Raw genomic sequence first — 15,042 nt, 5'->3', positions numbered from 1 at the left:
ACGCGCTGACCAAACTGGCCTTGGACCGCCCTTGGGGTGACTTATAGGGGCCTGATTGTACTCGGTCGAGTACGTCCGGCCATCCGCCTGGTTGGAATTTTTTACACATGACATCTACCCCGATCGTACGCACGGTATACATCGTTTCCGACAGTACCGGCATCACCGCAGAAACCTTCAGCCAGTCAGTCCTTTCGCAGTTCGAGGGAGTCGATTTCAAGCCGGTTCGGCTGCCCTTCGTCGACACCCTGGAAAAAGCAGCGGAAGTCGCCATGCGGATCGACCGCAGCGCCCTGGAGGCCGGTGTTCCGCCCATCGTTTTCAGCACGTTGGTCAACCCCGATATGCTGGCCCGTGTTCGCCAGGCGAACGGTATTTTCCTGGACCTCTTCGGTACCTTCGTGAGCCACATCGAGCAGGCGCTGGGGCTGAAATCCAGCCACTCCATCGGCCGCTCGCACATGCAGGCCAATTCAGAAAAGTACCGCAACCGGATCGATGCAATCAACTTCAGCCTGGCGCACGACGACGGCCAGTTCGTGAACCAGCTGGACCAGGCGGATGTGATTCTCGTGGGCGTCTCCCGCTGCGGCAAGACACCTACCAGCCTCTACCTGGCCATGCAATACGCCATCAAGGCGGCCAATTTTCCGCTCACGCCCGACGATTTCGAGCGCGGCACCCTGCCGTCGACCATCGCCCCGCACCGCGGCAAGCTGTTCGGCCTCTCGATCCAGCCCGAGCGCCTGGCCGAGGTCCGTAACGAACGCCGCCCCAATAGCCGCTACGCCAAGCTGGAGCAATGCCGCTACGAAGTGGCCGAGGCCGAGCGCATGATGCGCCGTGAAGGGATTTCCTGGCTGTCGAGCACGACGAAATCCATCGAGGAAATCGCAACGACCGTGCTGCAGGAAGTGGGCCTGGACCGGGGCTGAAAACGACAAGGGCGCGCCAATGGCGCGCCCTTGCGCACAGCGCCGTGGCGGGTTACAGGCCAGGCACCCGTTCGGGCGAGGCGGCGCCCCAATAGCGCAGCCGACGCATTTCGTTCTCGGCCAGTTCGGCGGGGTCGACCAATTGCATCGATAGCTGGCCCACCGCGCCGGTGCTGCCCAGCGATTCCGCCATGATGCGCACATAGCGCGTCTGGCCCGCATCCAGCATGAAGCTCACGCCGTCGCCAGTCCAATACAGGTTGGTCACGACGTAGCTGCCCGCCGGGCGGTCCACAAAGAAGAAGCTGCCTGGCTTGTTGCGTCCCACGACCTCCTTGTTGACACGCAGTTTTTGCTGGGCGGCAGCCATGCTGGCGGGCTGCGGCTGATAGAAATAAATCCGGCCATTCCCCTCCGCGATCGGCGGGATCCTGCCATGCAGGGACTCGTACTTGGATCCGGCACAACCGGCCAGCAGGACCGCGGCCGCTGCCGCGGCCGCCATTTTCAACCACGCGTTCATTGACGCATCTCCACGGGCAAGGCGACAGGACGGGACAGGGGCAGGAAGGCGCTTTCGCCGGGCAGGTAGAAGCCGAGCAGCTTGCCGGACGACGCCACGGCATAGGCCTCGTCCTGGCGCCGGGTCTGGATCGTGAACAATCCGCTCAGCGGACGGTAGACGTCGCCCTGCGGCAGGGCGCCCACGCGCCGCCATTGCGATCCCGCGGGCAGGGTTACGCTGGTGTCGTTCGGCAGGGCCGCGATGACCGCCCTGGACAATTGGATGGTGCCGGCGGGGTCCGCCGCGGCCACGGGCGCCATACTGACTTTCTGGGTACTGACCGACATGCAGGCGCTTAGCGCTACCGTGCACGCGGCAGCGAGAAACAGCGCCCTGCCCGCGCGCGCGGAACGACCTTCAAGCCTGCGAACCAGCGATGACGCCATAGACACCTCGAAAGGAAAATTCGAAGTATATGAGTGCGTCCAAGTTTTACAAAACGTGCGCCATGATCAGTACCGCAGATTCTTCCGGTCGCGCCAACCCGCGCCCCAGTATTTCAGGTCTGCCATGGACTGCGTGGCAACTTCCGCCGAGGTTTCCTGCCGCAGCGCCTGCCTGCCGTCCGTGATATCTACTCGCAGGTACACGGCCTGCCCCGCAGGCAGCGTGACCTCGACCACGTCGGCCGGGTCCTTGCGCGCCGCCGCGATCGCTACCGAAAGGCGGCCGGCGGGGCGGTCCACGAAGAAGAAGCGTCCCGGCTTGGAACGGCCTACTTTACGGCCGTCGACCAGGATCGGCGGTTGTGCCGCGTCGGCGCCTGCGGACGAAGCAAGCTGGTAGAAGTAGATACGGCCGGCGCCGGCCTCCATGGCGGGGATCCGCGATGCCACCTCGGCATACCGCGGGCCTGCGCAGCCCGACAACAACAACACCGCACCTGCGGCGGCCAGCATCCCTTTGACCCAGCTTTTCATATGTCGTCTCCAGAAGATAAGCCGCGGGCGCCCATGGCGCCCCGCCCATTCAAGGCGGCAGTATAAACGGGGGACGGTCCGGCCGAGCGAAACGCGAGAGGAATCAGCCTTCGCAGCCGCGCAACGCCTGACGGCGCTGCTCGAACAGGCAAATGGCGGCCGCGGCGCCCACGTTCAGCGACTCGACGGCCGCCATCTCGTGTGGAATGCGCACCCTGAGGCGCGCGGCGGTCAGCAGCGCCGCATCCACGCCCTGCCCTTCGTGGCCGAAAACCCAGGCGCAGCGCTGCGGCAGGCGCCCGCCGTACAGGTCCTGCGCGCCCTCCAGCGCGGTGGCCACCAGCGGCACCCGCAGGCGCGGCAGCAGCCCGGCAAGATCGACGTGCTCATGGATGGCCAGGGCGAAATGCGCGCCCTGCCCGCTGCGCAGCACCTTGGGCGACCACGCGGCCGCCGTGCCCGTCGCCAGGAACACCCGCTTTACCCCGGCTGCCGCGCAGGTGCGCAACAGCGTGCCCACATTGCCCGGGTCCTGGATGCGGTCGAACAGAACGCAGTTCTCGTCCACGTCGGCGGGCAGGTCCACGACCGGCGGTGTGACCAGGAAGGCCACGCCCTGCCCGCTTTCCACGCTGGCCAGCGACTGCATCAGCCGCGCGTCCAGCGCCAGGCAGCGATTGTCCGGCACCGCGGCGGCCAATGCGGCGATATCGGGCTGCGACAGGCGCTCCACGTCGAATACCGCCTGGTCGGGCGCGCCATGATGCTGCAACCAGGCCTGGCACAGATGCACGCCGTCCAGCAGCACGGGCGCGCCGCGCTTGCCGGCCGTGCCGGCCAGCCTGGCCAGCGCCTTGACCGCGGGATTGTCGCGGGAACTGATGTGCTTCATGGCGTCAGGGCTTGCGCGCTTGCGCCGCCGGCAACCGCCGGCCCGAAAGTCTTGATGGGCGCGAAACTGCGGCGGTGTTCGGGGCACGGGCCGTGTTCGCGCAGCATCTGCAAATGCAGCGCCGTGCCATAGCCCTTGTGCTGGTCGAACGCATATTGGGGATACAGCGTGTGCAGGCGCAGCAGGTCCGCGTCGCGGGCGGTCTTGGCCAGGATGGAGGCCGCGGAGATCGCGGGCACCAGCGCATCGCCCTTGATGACGGTCTGCACGGTGCAGCCGAGCTTGGGGGCCTGGTTGCCGTCCACCAGCGCCAGCTGGGGCACGACGGACAGGCCCTGCACGGCCCGCTGCATCGCCAGCATCGTGGCGCGCAGGATGTTCAGGTTGTCGATCTCGGCGACGCTGGCGCTGGCGATGTGCCAGGCCAGCGCGTATTCCTGGATCTCGAGCGCCAGGGCTTCGCGCGTGGCCGCTTTCAGCACCTTGGAATCCGCCAGCCCAGCGATGGGGCGGGCGGGATCCAGAATCACGGCCGCGGCGTAGACCGCGCCCGCGAGCGGGCCCCTTCCGGCCTCGTCCACACCGGCCGTCACCATGGGCGGCTGCTCGGGCGCGGCGAACAGGTCAGGCTGCTCCACCGGCCACCTCCAGGATCGCCTGGGCGGCCAGCGCCGGCGTATCGCGCAGCAGTTCCTGGTGCAAGGCAGTGAAGCGCGCCTCGACACGCGCCGTCAGCGCCTCGTCGGTCAGCGCGGCCCAGGTCGCCTCGGCCAGCTTTTCGGGGGTTGCGTCATCCTGCAGCAATTCAGGCACCGCGAAATCGCGCAGCAGCACGTTCGGCAGGCCGACCCACGGCAGGTAGGGACGCTGCTGGCCGGATTTCCACGCCATGATGCGGCGCATCCACGGCGACAGCACGTAAGAGATCACCATGGGCCGCTTGTACAGCGCCGTCTCGAGCGTGGCCGTGCCGCTGGCCACCAGCACCGCCGTGGCCGCCTCCATGACGGACCAGGCCACCGGCGCCTGGCGCTCTCCGCCCTCGCCGTGCAGATCCTGCGCGGTCACGCAGCGCAAGCCTGGCACGGGATACTGGGCCAGGATGGCCTGGAATTCGGCGCGCCGCTGGTCGTTGACCATGGGCACGACGCATTGCAGCGCCGGGTCTTTCTTTTGCAGCAATTGAGCGGCTTGCAGGAAGCGCGGCGCCAGCAAACGAATCTCGGACGAACGGCTGCCCGGCAAAATCGCCAGTACGCGCGCGTCCTGATCGATGCCCAGGCGGGCACGCGCCGCGGCGCGGTCCGGCTGCATCGGCACCGCTCCGGCCAAGGGGTGGCCCACGTAGGTCACCGGGATGCCTTCCTTGCGGTAGATCTCTTCCTCGAACGGGAACAGCACGAGCATGTGCGATACCGACTCGCGGATCTTGTGGATGCGTTCATAGCGCCAGGCCCAGATCGACGGCCCGACAAAGTGCACGGTGGGCGTGCCGGCCTGCCGCAGCTGGTGTTCCAGGCGCAGATTGAAATCCGGCGCGTCGATGCCCACGAAGACGGCGGGCGGCTCAGCCAGCCAGCGGCGCTTGACGTCGCGATACGTGCCGAGCAGGCTGGGCAGCCGCTTGAGCGCGTCGACGTAGCCGAACACGGTCAGGGCGTGCATGGGGTGCCAGGCGTTGAAGTCGCGGGCCTGCATCTGCGGCCCGCCGATGCCTTCGCAGTGGACGCCGGCATCGCGCGCTTGCAGACCGGCAATGATGCGACCGGCCAGCAGGTCGCCCGAAGGCTCGCCGGCCACCATGCCGATCCGGGTGCTCATGGCCGGATGATGCCGCGGCTAGCGACGTCCAGGAAATCGAGCAGGGTCTGCAGGCGGCTGGCAACTTCCGGTTCCGCCTGCTGGCGGGCACGCAGCTCGGCCCGCGCCGCGTCCAGGGAGAGCCCACGGCGGTAGATGACTTTGTAGGCGTCGCGCAACGCCGAAATCTCGGCGGGCGTGAACCCGCGGCGCTTCAGGCCTTCGACGTTGACGCCAACCGGGCGGCAAGGATTGCCGGCGGCCAGCACGAACGGCGGCGAGTCCTGCATCAGCGAGCTGTTTCCGCCCGTCATGCTGTGCGCGCCGATGCGCGCGAATTGGTGCACCCCGGTCAGGCCTCCCACGATGGCCCAATCGCCAACGTGGACGTGGCCGCCCAGCTGCACGGCATTGGCCAGGATGGTGTTGCTGCCGATGTGGCAGTCGTGCGCGACGTGCACGTACGCCATGATCCAGTTGTCATCACCCAGCGTGGTGACCCCGCCGTCCTGCACGGTGCCCGTGTTCAGCGTCACGAACTCGCGAACCGTGTTGCGGTCGCCGATCTCCAGTCGCGTAGGCTCGCCCTGGTACTTCTTGTCCTGCGGCATGCCGCCGATCGAGCAGTAGCGATAGAAGCGGTTGTCGCGCCCGATGGCCGTCACCCCGTCCACCATGCAGTACGGGCCGATCTCGGTGCCCGCGCCGATGGTCACGTTGGGGCCGATCGTCGCATAGGCGCCGACGACCACGCTCGGGTCGAGTTTTGCCGCCGGATCAACGACAGCGGTGGGGTGAATGTTTCCTGCCATTGACTACTCTTCCAGGCTGCGGATCGCGCACATCAGTTTGGCCGAAGCGACCTCCTGGCCGTCCACCGTCGCGCGCGCTTGGTACTTACAGATGCTGCGGCTCAAGCGTTCGGCTTCCACCTCGATGCGCAATTGGTCGCCCGGCACCACGGGACGGCGGAAACGCGCGCCGTCGATGCCGACCAGGTAGTACGCCGTCTTGGAACCTTCGCACTTCAGTCCGCCGTTCTCGTCGGTGAACGAGAACAGGGCCGAGGCCTGGGCCATGGCTTCCACGATGAGCACACCAGGCATCACCGGGTGATGCGGGAAATGACCCGTGAAAAACGGTTCATTGATCGAGACGTTCTTGATGGCCACGATGGACTTGCCGGGCACCATTTCGACGACGCGGTCAATCAGCAGCATCGGGTAACGATGCGGCAACCTCTCCATGATCCCCTTGATGTCGAGTTCCATTTTTCTATGCTTTCCTGCAAAGTGAAATAATTTCGCGGCGCGGACGCGCCGGGGCGGCAACCGCGCCCTACTCTTTTTCCAGTGTCCGCACGCGGCGGCGCAATTGCGCCAACTGCTGTATCACGGCGGCGTTGCGCTGCCAGTCGCCATGTTCCGCATACGGGAACACACCCGTGTAGCGGCCAGGCTTCGAAATATTGGACGTGACCGCGGTGCCGCCCGAAACGTGGACGTCGTCGCCCAGCGTCAGGTGGCCCGACAGCATGGCCGCTCCGCCGATCGTGCAGCGTTCGCCGATCGTGGTAGAACCCGCCACGCCGACGCAGGCAGCCATCGCGGTATGCGCGCCGATGCGGCAGTTGTGCCCCACCATGATCTGGTTGTCCAGCTTCACGCCATCGGACACGATCGTGTCTTCGAGCGCGCCGCGGTCGATCGTGGTGTTGGCGCCGATCTCGACATCGTCGCCGATGGCCACGCCGCCCAGTTGGGGAATCTTGCCCCAGGCGCCCTTGCCGAGCGAGGGATCCGGCGCAAAGCCGAATCCGTCCGCGCCCAGCACTGCGCCGCTGTGGATGATGGCCCGGGCGCCGACGGTGACGCCTTCGTACAAGGTGACGTGCGCGTGCAGCCGGCTGTTCGGGCCCACGGACGAGCCCGCGCCGATGACGCAGCCCGGCCCGAGCACCGTGCCGCGGCCGATCCGGGCGCCGGATTCCACGACGCATTGCGGCCCGATGCGCACACCCTCTTCGATCGTGGCGTCATCGGCCACCACCGCGGACGGATGCGTGCTGGCGGGCAGCTCGGGCCGCCGCGCGGCGTCGAACCACTGCGCCACGCGGGCATAAAGCAGATAGGGATGCTTGCAGACGACCAGTGCGAAAGGCGGCCGGGGGCTGCCTTCGGCTTCCAGGGCCTCGGCCACGTCATTCGAGACGATGACCGCCGCCGCCCTGGTGGCGCCGAGCTGGCTCTGGTAGCGGGGATTGGCCAGGAATGCAATTTCCTGAGGCCCCGCCGATGACAAGGTTCCGATGCCGCAGACCCGCAAGGGGTCTGCGCCCGGTGCCGCACTGATACGCCAGTCCAATCCCTGGGTGTTGGCGGCGCTCAACAGTGCTTCAAGCGTCGGCGCGCGGACAAGATCCAGTAAAACCGGCATGACGTGACGGGTGTTACTTACTTGCCCAGGCTCTGGATCACCTTGTCGGTGATGTCGATGCGCGGGTTGACCGTCACGGCGTCCTGGATGATCAGGTCGTAGCTTTCCTGCTCGGCGATGCGCTTGATGGCGTCGTTGGCCTTCGTCACGATGCCCGAGAACTCTTCGTTGCGGCGGCGGTTGAAGTCTTCCTGGAACTCGCGGCGCTTGCGCTGCAGGTCGGTATCCAGGTTGGACAGTTCACGCTGGCGCTTGACGCGGTCGGATTCCGACATGACGGGAGCGTCCTTGTCGAACTTCTCGGCCTGCGAACGCAGGTTGTTGTTCAGGCGTTGGAGCTCGTCGTCGCGCTTCTTGAATTCGGCTTCGATCTTGCTTTGGGCGGCCTTGGCCGGACCCGACTCGCGCAGGATCCGTTCGGTATTCACGAAACCGATCTTGGTGCCTTGTGCCTGCGCGGGGATCGCTGCAGCCGAACCGAGAATGAGCGCACCCACCAGGGCAATGGAACCGCCCAGCTTGCCGCGGCGCTTGGCACCCAGCGAATTCGATGTTTTAAGTGCGGAATCAGACATCATGAAAATCTCACCTTCCAGTAAGGCAAAGCCAAAGTGTGTATTGTGCCACTAAACAGCAAGGGAGCCGGCCGGCGGGCCTCATCCCTTGTTTTCAAGCGTAACGGCGCTTAGAAACCGGTCCCGATCTGGAACTGGAAGCTCTGCTTGTCGTCGCCCGGCTTGGAATTGAGCGGACGGGCGTACGACAGCTGCAACGGCCCCATCGGCGACTGCCAAGACAGGCCGATACCGGCCGAGAAGCGCCAGCCGCAAGGATCTTCCACCTCGCTGCCCGGCTTGCCACTCGTGCAAGACAATCCGCTGCCCGCCGAAACCTGGCCGGCATCCGAGAAGATGAACCAGCGCAGCGTGCGGTCTTTCGAGGCCCCCGGGAACGGCAGGTACAGCTGGGCGTTGGCCACGATGCGGCGCGTGCCGCCCAGGTAATCGCCCGTCTTCGAGTCGCGCGGACCGAGCGACGACCCTTCGTAACCGCGAACGGTGCCGATACCGCCGGCATAGACGTTCTTGATGACCGGATAGTCCTTGCTGCCGTAGCTCTGGCCCCAGTCGACCATGCCGTTCAGGGCCAGGGTATAGGAGCCGCCCAGGGGCACGTAATACTGCTGCTGGGCCGTCAGCATCGTGTATTGCAGGTCGATGGTGGACAGGTCGGCCTTCAGGCGGGTGTACGAACCCTTGGTCGGCGCCAGCGCGCTGTCGCGCGTGTCCTTCGACCAGCCCGTGCTGAAAATCACCGAATTCGTCGCATCGCCGTAGTCGTCGACGAACTTTTCGTATGCCGCCGGCGAGTTGTTGTACAGCTCGATCTGGTTGCGTTCGAAGTTCGCGCCCAGGAAGATCCGGTCGTACTCGGAGATCGGGATACCGAAGTTCATGCCCAGGCCCATGGCCTTGACGCGGTAGTCGCCGTCGTTGTTGTTCCAGGGCTCGGTTACGCGGTAGTACGCCGACGACGTGCGGCTGATGCCGTCCTTGGTCCAGTACGGATCGGTGTGCGACAGCACGATCGCGCGGTTGGTCTTGCTGGTGTTCAGCTGCAGGGTCAGGTTGGTGCCGCTGCCGAACACGTTGTCTTCGCTGATGCCCGCCGACAGGATGGCCTTTTCCGACGAGCCATAGCCCACGCCCAGGTTGATCATGCCGGTGGGCTTTTCCTTGACGTCGACGTTCACGTCGACCTGGTCGGGAGAGCCCGGGACCGGGTCGGTCTTGACGTTGACGTCGCTGAAGTAGCCCAGGCGGTCGATGCGGTCGCGCGAGGTCTTGATGTCCTCGGCGTCGTACCAGGCGGCTTCCTGCTGGCGCATTTCACGGCGCACCACCTCATCGCGGGTACGGGTGTTGCCGCCGATCTGGATGCGGCGCACATACACGCGGCGGCTCGGATCGACGTAGAACGTCAGGTCGGCCTCATGCTTGGCGCGGTCCAGCTGCGGATTGGGGTTGACGTTGGCGAACGCGTAACCCAGCTCGCCCAGGTAGTCGGTGATGGCCTTGGCGGAGTTGTTGGCCTTGGCCGCCGAGAAGGTCTCGTCCGGCTTGACCTGCAGCAGCGCGTTGATTTCCTTGTCCAGGCCCAGCAGGTTGCCCGCCAGCTTCACGCTGCGCACTTTGTAGGGCTCGCCCTCGTGCATGGTGATCGTGATGCGGATGTCCTTGCGGTCCGGCGAAATCGTGACCTGCGGCGGCTCGACCGAGAATTCGAGATAGCCCTGGTCCAGGTAGAAGGAGCGCAGGCGCTCCAGATCGCCCTCGAGCTTTTCGCGCGAGTACTTGTCGGTGTCGGTGTACCAGGTCAGCCAGCCCGGCGTGGTCAGCTGGAACACGTCCAGCAGGTCGCCTTCGGAAAACGCCTTGTTGCCGACGAAACGGATTTCCTGGATACGGGCGACGGACCCTTCGAACACGTCGAAGCTCACACCCACGCGGTTGCGCGGCAGCGGCGTCACGGTGGACGTCACTTCAATGCCGTACTTGCCCTTGGACAGGTACTGCTGCTTGAGTTCGTATTCGGCGCGCTCGAGCATGGAACGGTCGAAAATGCGGCCTTCGGCGAAACCCACCTGCGCCAGCGACGTGGTAATGGCCTTGGAGTCGAACTCGCGCATGCCGTTGAAGTTCACCGAGGCGATCGTCGGGCGCTCCTGCACGACGACCACGACGACGTTGTCGTCAGTCTGGATCTGCACGTCGGTGAAAAAGCCCGTGCCGTACAGGCGGCGGATGGCCTCGGTGGCCTCTTCTTCAGTGAACTGTTCGCCGACCTTGACGGGCAGATACCCGAAGACGGTGCCGGCGTCGGTTCGTTGAATACCCTCTACGCGGATATCCCGCACGACAAAAGGGTCGAAGGCGTGGGCGATGGCCGGCATTAGCAGCGCGGCGATCAGACTTGGCACTACGCCCGGCAGTACACCCTTTTTGTGATGAAACATCCGGCGAAAAGACATCCTTGAGTATCCTCGGTCGTGCAAATGGCGGGGGATTTTATGCTAAATCGCGCTTAAGTGAACAAACGCGTGAAATCGTTGAACAGCGCAAGCCCCATCAGGCCTGCCAACAAACCGATGCCGGCGCGCTGTCCGATATCGATCCACCTCGCAGGCGGCGGGCTACCCCGCACAATTTCGACGAGATAGTACAGCAGATGACCACCATCCAGCATAGGAATTGGTAGCAAATTTAGAACGCCAAGACTGATGCTGATCAAGGCGATATAAGCGATATAAGCAACAATTCCGATTCTTGCGGTCTGTCCGGCGTAGTCCGCGATGGTCACTGGGCCGCTGACATTACGCCAGGACACCTCGCCCGTCACCATGCGGCCCATCATGCGCAGCGAGAACCAGGCCGTGTCCCAGGTACGGACGGCGCCGCGCCACAGGCTTTCAAACACTCCGTAGCGGACCGTCACCATGGGGACATCGCCGCCCAGCTGCACGCCCAGGCGTCCAATTTCCTGGCCATTGACCATTTCGGCGCGCGGCGTGACGTTCAGGGAAACAGGGGCCCCGCCGCGCGTCAGGGTCAGCGCCAGGGTCTTGCCCGCGCTCTCCTGGATCTGCTTGACCAGGGCGCCGGTGTCGGGGGTGGGCGTGCCATTCACCGCCACGATGAGGTCGCCCGGGCGCAGGCCGGCCGCCTGCCCTTCCCCGCCGTCGTTGACCACCCGCACGGCGGGCTTGGGCTGAGCCAGGCGGATGCCTGCGGCCGCCAGCGGGTCGCCGCCAGCCGGATCCATCGTATTGGAGGGAAGCACCAATTCGCGCTGGTGCACGGCGCCGCCGGAAGTCCGGACCTCGATCTGGGCGTTTCCGCCCGTGGACATTACGTCCATCAGGCGCCAGCGGGCATCCGACCAGGAAGCGATTTCCTCGCCGTCGATGGCCAGGATGCGGTCGCCGGGCAGCAGTCCGGCGCGCGCGGCAGGCGTGTCGGCCGCGGGCTGGGCAATGACGGCCACCGGCTCTTCGGTGCCGGCCATGTTCAGGCCGGCATAAAGGAAGACCGCGAGGATCAGGTTGAAAATGGGGCCCGCCGCGACGATGGCGATGCGCTGGCCGACCGGTTTTCTGTTGAAGGCGCCCGCGGCCTCCTCGGCGCTGGCGCCGGCGGGCGGGTCATCCTGCATCTTGACGTAGCCGCCCAGCGGCAGCGCGGAAACCGCCCATTCCGTGCCGTGCCTGTCGGTGCGGCGCAGGATGACCTTGCCGAACCCCACCGAGAAACGCAAGACTTTCACGCCGCACAGGCGAGCCACCCAGTAGTGCCCCAGCTCATGGAAGATGATCAGGGTGCCAAGCGCAACCGCAAAGGCCAACAGGGTGAAAAGCATCGGATTCGGAAGATCTATGGAATCGGTGGCGAGCAGCCGCGGCGATGACCGCCGTCAGGCAAGACCCAGGTTGCCCGCGTAGGCGCGCGCCGCCGCATCAAGCGCAAGCACGGCATCAAGACTGTTGAGCGTAACAGAAGCTTGCCGCGCCTGCCACTCCAGGGAGGCCTCGATCACCCTCGCAATCCAGGTGTAGGGCAGTCGACCGGCCAGGAAGGCTTCGACGGCCACTTCATTGGCTGCATTCAAGACCACGCAGGCCGCCTGCCCGGACCGCAAAGCCGCGAACGACAGGGCCAGACAGGGAAAGCGGGCGAAATCGGGTTTTTCGAAGTCCAGGCGCCCCAGGCGCGTCAGGTCCAGCGGGCCCACCCCGCTTTCCAGGCGCTCGGGGAAACCTAGGCCGTAGGCAATGGGCGTGCGCATGTCGGGCTGCCCCAGCTGCGCCAGCACGGATCCGTCGTTGTACTCCACCATCGAATGCACAACGCTCTGCGGGTGCACCACGACCTCGATGCGGTCGGCCGGCATCGCGAACAGCCAATGCGCCTCGATCACCTCCAGGCCCTTGTTCAGCATGGTGGCGGAATCCACCGAAATCTTGCGTCCCATGCTCCAGTTGGGATGGGCGCAGGCCTGGGCCGGAGTGACGTCATGCAGGTCTTCCAGGTCCCGGCCGCGGAACGGGCCGCCGGAAGCCGTCAGCAGCAGGCGCCTCACACCGGGCGCGGGCGCATCCGGCGCCACCGCCTTCCCGCCTTTCGGCAGGCATTGGAAAATCGCATTATGTTCGCTGTCGATAGGCAGCAATTCAGCGCCATTATCGCGAATAGCCCGCATGAAGAGTGAACCGGCGGCTACCAGCGCCTCTTTGTTCGCCAGCAGAACGCGTTTGCCGCTGCGGGCGGCCGCCAGGGCGGCGGGCAGCCCCGCCGCGCCGACGATGGCGGCCATGACCGAGTCGCAGCCGGGCTCGGCGGCGGTGTCGGCCAGCGCCTGCGCTCCGACCCGGATCTCGGGCATGGGCCGGGAGCCCGCCCAGGCGGCGATGAACTTCTGGCGCGCGCCGTCATCGGGCACCACCACCACGGCCGCGCCGCTGGCCTGGGCCTGCTCGGCCAGGCGGCCCATCCGGCTGTACGCGGACAAGGCATGAACCGCCAACCGCTCCGGGTGGCGGGCAATCACATCCAGCGTGCTTTCACCGATCGAACCGGTCGATCCCAGCACAACGACGCGTTGAAAAGCCGTCAAAACAACACTCCAGACAAAAGTAGCGCAAACGGCGCGACGGGAAGGATCGCGTCGATGCGGTCATAGACGCCGCCGTGGCCGGGCAGCAGCGTGCTGGAATCCTTGCGGCCGGCACGGCGCTTGAGCAGCGATTCGAACAGGTCGCCCACGATGGACAGCACGCCCAGCAGCGCGGCGATCGGCAGCGCCAGCCAGAACGTCCAGCGTTCCACGAGCGCGTGCCCGAACGTGCCGGCCCACAGGCTGGACAGGCCGATCCAGACCACCGCGCCCAGCACGCCGGCGATGGCGCCTTCGATCGTCTTGCCCGGGCTGACCCGCGGGGCCAGTTTACGCCTGCCGAAGGCGCGGCCGGCAAAATACGCGGCGATGTCGGCCACCCAGACGAGCGCCAGCAGCGACACGACGAAACCGGCTCCGCGTGCCATGAACATCTGCGCCAGCACCGCCCAGGCGGCAAAGGCGGCCGGCACCGAAAAGACAGACCAGCCCAGGCTGGCGGGAGGCGCGTCGGCGCGACCGCGGACCACCGCCGCCACCCCGGCGAACAGCCAGACCGCGGCCACCGCCGGCGTCACGTAGCGCAGCGCCCAGACCGGATCCGCGACCCCGCCACGGTCGCCCGCCAGCCAGGCGGACGTCAGCGCCAGCATGCCCGCGAACAGCAGCACGGCCACGCCGACGGAAATCAGGGGGGAAGGCGGTTGCGGCAGCGTCAGGCGCAGCCACTCCCAATTGGCGCAAGCGGCAGCCAGGGCCAGCAAGGCGACGAACCACCAGGGATTCGCGCTGATCATCGCGGCAGCCAGGACGGCCAACAGGATGACGGCGGTAACGATACGCTGGCCCAACATTTGACGGTCTCCTCGTGTACAGCTCTGGAAAGACGCGCTTGTCGCCGTCTGGTTGACTTACTGCGCGCCGTCTTCGGTGAGTTGCGCGCTGGTGCGGCCGAAACGGCGTTCGCGCGTGCGGTACCAGTCGAAGGCTTCCTGGAGTTCCGCCGCGCCGAAGTCCGGCCAATAGCGGTCCGTGAAGTAGAACTCCGCGTAGGCCATCTGCCAGATCAGGAAATTGGAAATACGCTGTTCGCCGCCCGTGCGGATGAACAGGTCGGGCTCCGGCGCCCAGGCCATGGACAGGTGCCGCGCCAGGCGCTGCTCGTCCACCAGCTGCGGCTGCGTCGCGAGCCCCGGCTCGGCGGCCAGCATGGCGCGGGTGGCCTGCAGGATGTCCCAGCGTCCGCCGTAGTTGGCGGCGACAGTCAGGTGCAGGCGGTCGTTGTGGGCGGTGCGTTCCTGGGCGGCGAAGATGAGATCCTGCAGGCGAGGCTCGAATGCGCTCAGGTCGCCGATGACATGCAGCCGCACGCCCTGCTCTTCCAGCTTGCCGACCTCGCGCTCCAGCGCCTGCACGAATAGGCGCATCAACAGCGACACTTCCTCGGCGGGACGGCGCCAGTTCTCGGAACTGAAGGCGAAGAGCGTCAGGTAGCGCACGCCGGCTCGGCCGCAAGCCTCGACCACGCGCCGCACCGCCTGTACGCCCTTGGCGTGGCCCGCCGTGCGAGGCAGCAGCCGCCGCGTCGCCCACCGGCCATTGCCATCCATGATGATGGCTACGTGCTCGGGAACATCGCGAGTAGCGGGAACCGCCTGGGTCGAACTGGTTGCCATTAGTCTGGTACTACGCGGAGGTCCGGCGAAAAACGGGAATACGGGAAAAGCCTGCGCCGTCGTTCCATCGCTACGTAAGCTTGCTGCGAAACAATGGATAGGACGGCGCGTGGGCTGGAAAATCCTGGGCCTGGGCGCCGCCATGCCG

Annotated in this window: 16 protein-coding genes; 1 reads left to right on the top strand and 15 read right to left on the bottom strand. The window is 66.0% G+C overall.

What is annotated here, in order from left to right; genetic code table 11:
* Window positions 1-107 precede the first annotated feature (107 nt).
* Window positions 108-935 (top strand): posphoenolpyruvate synthetase regulatory kinase/phosphorylase PpsR, encoded by an 828-nt coding sequence (gene ppsR / locus AGI3411_RS25020; RefSeq protein WP_129530023.1) that lies wholly within the window; start codon window positions 108-110, stop codon window positions 933-935.
* A 52-nt stretch (window positions 936-987) separates the two neighbouring features.
* Here the strand turns inward: ppsR and AGI3411_RS25015 are convergent, their stop codons facing one another.
* From AGI3411_RS25015 to uppS, 15 genes are all read right to left on the bottom strand, one after another.
* Complete coding sequence (locus AGI3411_RS25015) at window positions 988-1,458, bottom strand: DUF2846 domain-containing protein (RefSeq protein WP_129530022.1); 471 nt, start codon at window positions 1,456-1,458, stop codon at window positions 988-990.
* A complete protein-coding gene (locus tag AGI3411_RS25010) occupies window positions 1,455-1,787 on the bottom strand; it encodes a hypothetical protein (protein ID WP_244240449.1) in 333 nt (110 codons plus the stop codon). The genes AGI3411_RS25015 and AGI3411_RS25010 overlap by 4 nt, the downstream gene beginning before the upstream one ends.
* Window positions 1,788-1,952: 165 nt before the next feature.
* Entirely contained in the window at window positions 1,953-2,420 is a 468-nt protein-coding gene (locus AGI3411_RS25005) for a DUF2846 domain-containing protein (protein WP_129530020.1), read from the bottom strand.
* Window positions 2,421-2,523: 103 nt separating this feature from the next.
* Entirely contained in the window at window positions 2,524-3,312 is a 789-nt protein-coding gene (locus AGI3411_RS25000; protein WP_129530019.1) for a TrmH family RNA methyltransferase, read from the bottom strand.
* Entirely contained in the window at window positions 3,309-3,950 is a 642-nt protein-coding gene (gene rnhB, locus AGI3411_RS24995; RefSeq protein ID WP_129530018.1) for a ribonuclease HII, read from the bottom strand. The genes AGI3411_RS25000 and rnhB overlap by 4 nt, the downstream gene beginning before the upstream one ends.
* Window positions 3,937-5,133 (bottom strand): lipid-A-disaccharide synthase, encoded by a 1,197-nt coding sequence (gene lpxB / locus AGI3411_RS24990; RefSeq protein ID WP_129530017.1) that lies wholly within the window; start codon window positions 5,131-5,133, stop codon window positions 3,937-3,939. The genes rnhB and lpxB overlap by 14 nt, the downstream gene beginning before the upstream one ends.
* Window positions 5,130-5,924 carry an acyl-ACP--UDP-N-acetylglucosamine O-acyltransferase gene (gene lpxA, locus AGI3411_RS24985; protein WP_129530016.1) on the bottom strand — a complete coding sequence of 265 codons (795 nt, stop codon included), beginning with the start codon at window positions 5,922-5,924 and terminating at the stop codon, window positions 5,130-5,132. Before lpxA ends, lpxB begins: the two co-directional genes overlap by 4 nt.
* A 3-nt stretch (window positions 5,925-5,927) precedes the next feature.
* Window positions 5,928-6,383 carry a 3-hydroxyacyl-ACP dehydratase FabZ gene (fabZ, locus tag AGI3411_RS24980; protein ID WP_076521293.1) on the bottom strand — a complete coding sequence of 152 codons (456 nt, stop codon included), beginning with the start codon at window positions 6,381-6,383 and terminating at the stop codon, window positions 5,928-5,930.
* Window positions 6,384-6,450: 67 nt separating this feature from the next.
* Window positions 6,451-7,548: a UDP-3-O-(3-hydroxymyristoyl)glucosamine N-acyltransferase gene (gene lpxD, locus AGI3411_RS24975; RefSeq protein WP_129530015.1), complete on the bottom strand. Its 1,098-nt coding sequence runs from the start codon at window positions 7,546-7,548 to the stop codon at window positions 6,451-6,453.
* A gap of 17 nt (window positions 7,549-7,565) precedes the next feature.
* Window positions 7,566-8,126 carry an OmpH/Skp family outer membrane protein gene (locus tag AGI3411_RS24970; protein ID WP_129530014.1) on the bottom strand — a complete coding sequence of 187 codons (561 nt, stop codon included), beginning with the start codon at window positions 8,124-8,126 and terminating at the stop codon, window positions 7,566-7,568.
* Window positions 8,127-8,233: 107 nt separating this feature from the next.
* Window positions 8,234-10,579 carry an outer membrane protein assembly factor BamA gene (bamA, locus tag AGI3411_RS24965; protein ID WP_129530013.1) on the bottom strand — a complete coding sequence of 782 codons (2,346 nt, stop codon included), beginning with the start codon at window positions 10,577-10,579 and terminating at the stop codon, window positions 8,234-8,236.
* Between the two features lie 53 nt (window positions 10,580-10,632).
* Entirely contained in the window at window positions 10,633-11,964 is a 1,332-nt protein-coding gene (gene rseP, locus AGI3411_RS24960; RefSeq protein WP_129530012.1) for an RIP metalloprotease RseP, read from the bottom strand.
* A 54-nt stretch (window positions 11,965-12,018) separates the two neighbouring features.
* Window positions 12,019-13,218, bottom strand: a complete 1,200-nt coding sequence (locus tag AGI3411_RS24955) for a 1-deoxy-D-xylulose-5-phosphate reductoisomerase (protein ID WP_129530011.1) — start codon at window positions 13,216-13,218, stop codon at window positions 12,019-12,021.
* Complete coding sequence (locus AGI3411_RS24950; protein WP_129530010.1) at window positions 13,215-14,072, bottom strand: phosphatidate cytidylyltransferase; 858 nt, start codon at window positions 14,070-14,072, stop codon at window positions 13,215-13,217. The genes AGI3411_RS24955 and AGI3411_RS24950 overlap by 4 nt, the downstream gene beginning before the upstream one ends.
* 57 nt (window positions 14,073-14,129) lie before the next feature.
* Complete coding sequence (gene uppS, locus AGI3411_RS24945; protein ID WP_129530009.1) at window positions 14,130-14,894, bottom strand: polyprenyl diphosphate synthase; 765 nt, start codon at window positions 14,892-14,894, stop codon at window positions 14,130-14,132.
* Between the last annotated feature and the right edge of the window lie 148 nt (window positions 14,895-15,042).

This window comes from Achromobacter agilis (assembly GCF_900496965.1).
Classification (GTDB): Bacteria; Pseudomonadota; Gammaproteobacteria; order Burkholderiales; family Burkholderiaceae_B; genus Achromobacter; species Achromobacter agilis.
Note: the sequence above shows the minus strand (reverse complement) of the source record. Positions and strands in the feature narration are given on the sequence as shown.

Excerpts from the sequence above, each read along its gene's own strand:
- ppsR (WP_129530023.1), top strand. The coding sequence starts at position 108 with ATGACATCTACCCCGATCGTACGCACGGTATACATCGTTTCCGACAGT.
- AGI3411_RS25015 (WP_129530022.1), bottom strand. The coding sequence starts at position 1,458 with ATGAACGCGTGGTTGAAAATGGCGGCCGCGGCAGCGGCCGCGGTCCTG.
- AGI3411_RS25010 (WP_244240449.1), bottom strand. The coding sequence starts at position 1,787 with ATGTCGGTCAGTACCCAGAAAGTCAGTATGGCGCCCGTGGCCGCGGCG.
- AGI3411_RS25005 (WP_129530020.1), bottom strand. The coding sequence starts at position 2,420 with ATGAAAAGCTGGGTCAAAGGGATGCTGGCCGCCGCAGGTGCGGTGTTG.
- AGI3411_RS25000 (WP_129530019.1), bottom strand. The coding sequence starts at position 3,312 with ATGAAGCACATCAGTTCCCGCGACAATCCCGCGGTCAAGGCGCTGGCC.
- lpxB (WP_129530017.1), bottom strand. The coding sequence starts at position 5,133 with ATGAGCACCCGGATCGGCATGGTGGCCGGCGAGCCTTCGGGCGACCTG.
- lpxA (WP_129530016.1), bottom strand. The coding sequence starts at position 5,924 with ATGGCAGGAAACATTCACCCCACCGCTGTCGTTGATCCGGCGGCAAAA.
- fabZ (WP_076521293.1), bottom strand. The coding sequence starts at position 6,383 with ATGGAACTCGACATCAAGGGGATCATGGAGAGGTTGCCGCATCGTTAC.
- lpxD (WP_129530015.1), bottom strand. The coding sequence starts at position 7,548 with ATGCCGGTTTTACTGGATCTTGTCCGCGCGCCGACGCTTGAAGCACTG.
- AGI3411_RS24970 (WP_129530014.1), bottom strand. The coding sequence starts at position 8,126 with ATGATGTCTGATTCCGCACTTAAAACATCGAATTCGCTGGGTGCCAAG.
- bamA (WP_129530013.1), bottom strand. The coding sequence starts at position 10,579 with ATGTCTTTTCGCCGGATGTTTCATCACAAAAAGGGTGTACTGCCGGGC.
- rseP (WP_129530012.1), bottom strand. The coding sequence starts at position 11,964 with ATGCTTTTCACCCTGTTGGCCTTTGCGGTTGCGCTTGGCACCCTGATC.
- AGI3411_RS24950 (WP_129530010.1), bottom strand. The coding sequence starts at position 14,072 with ATGTTGGGCCAGCGTATCGTTACCGCCGTCATCCTGTTGGCCGTCCTG.
- uppS (WP_129530009.1), bottom strand. The coding sequence starts at position 14,894 with ATGGCAACCAGTTCGACCCAGGCGGTTCCCGCTACTCGCGATGTTCCC.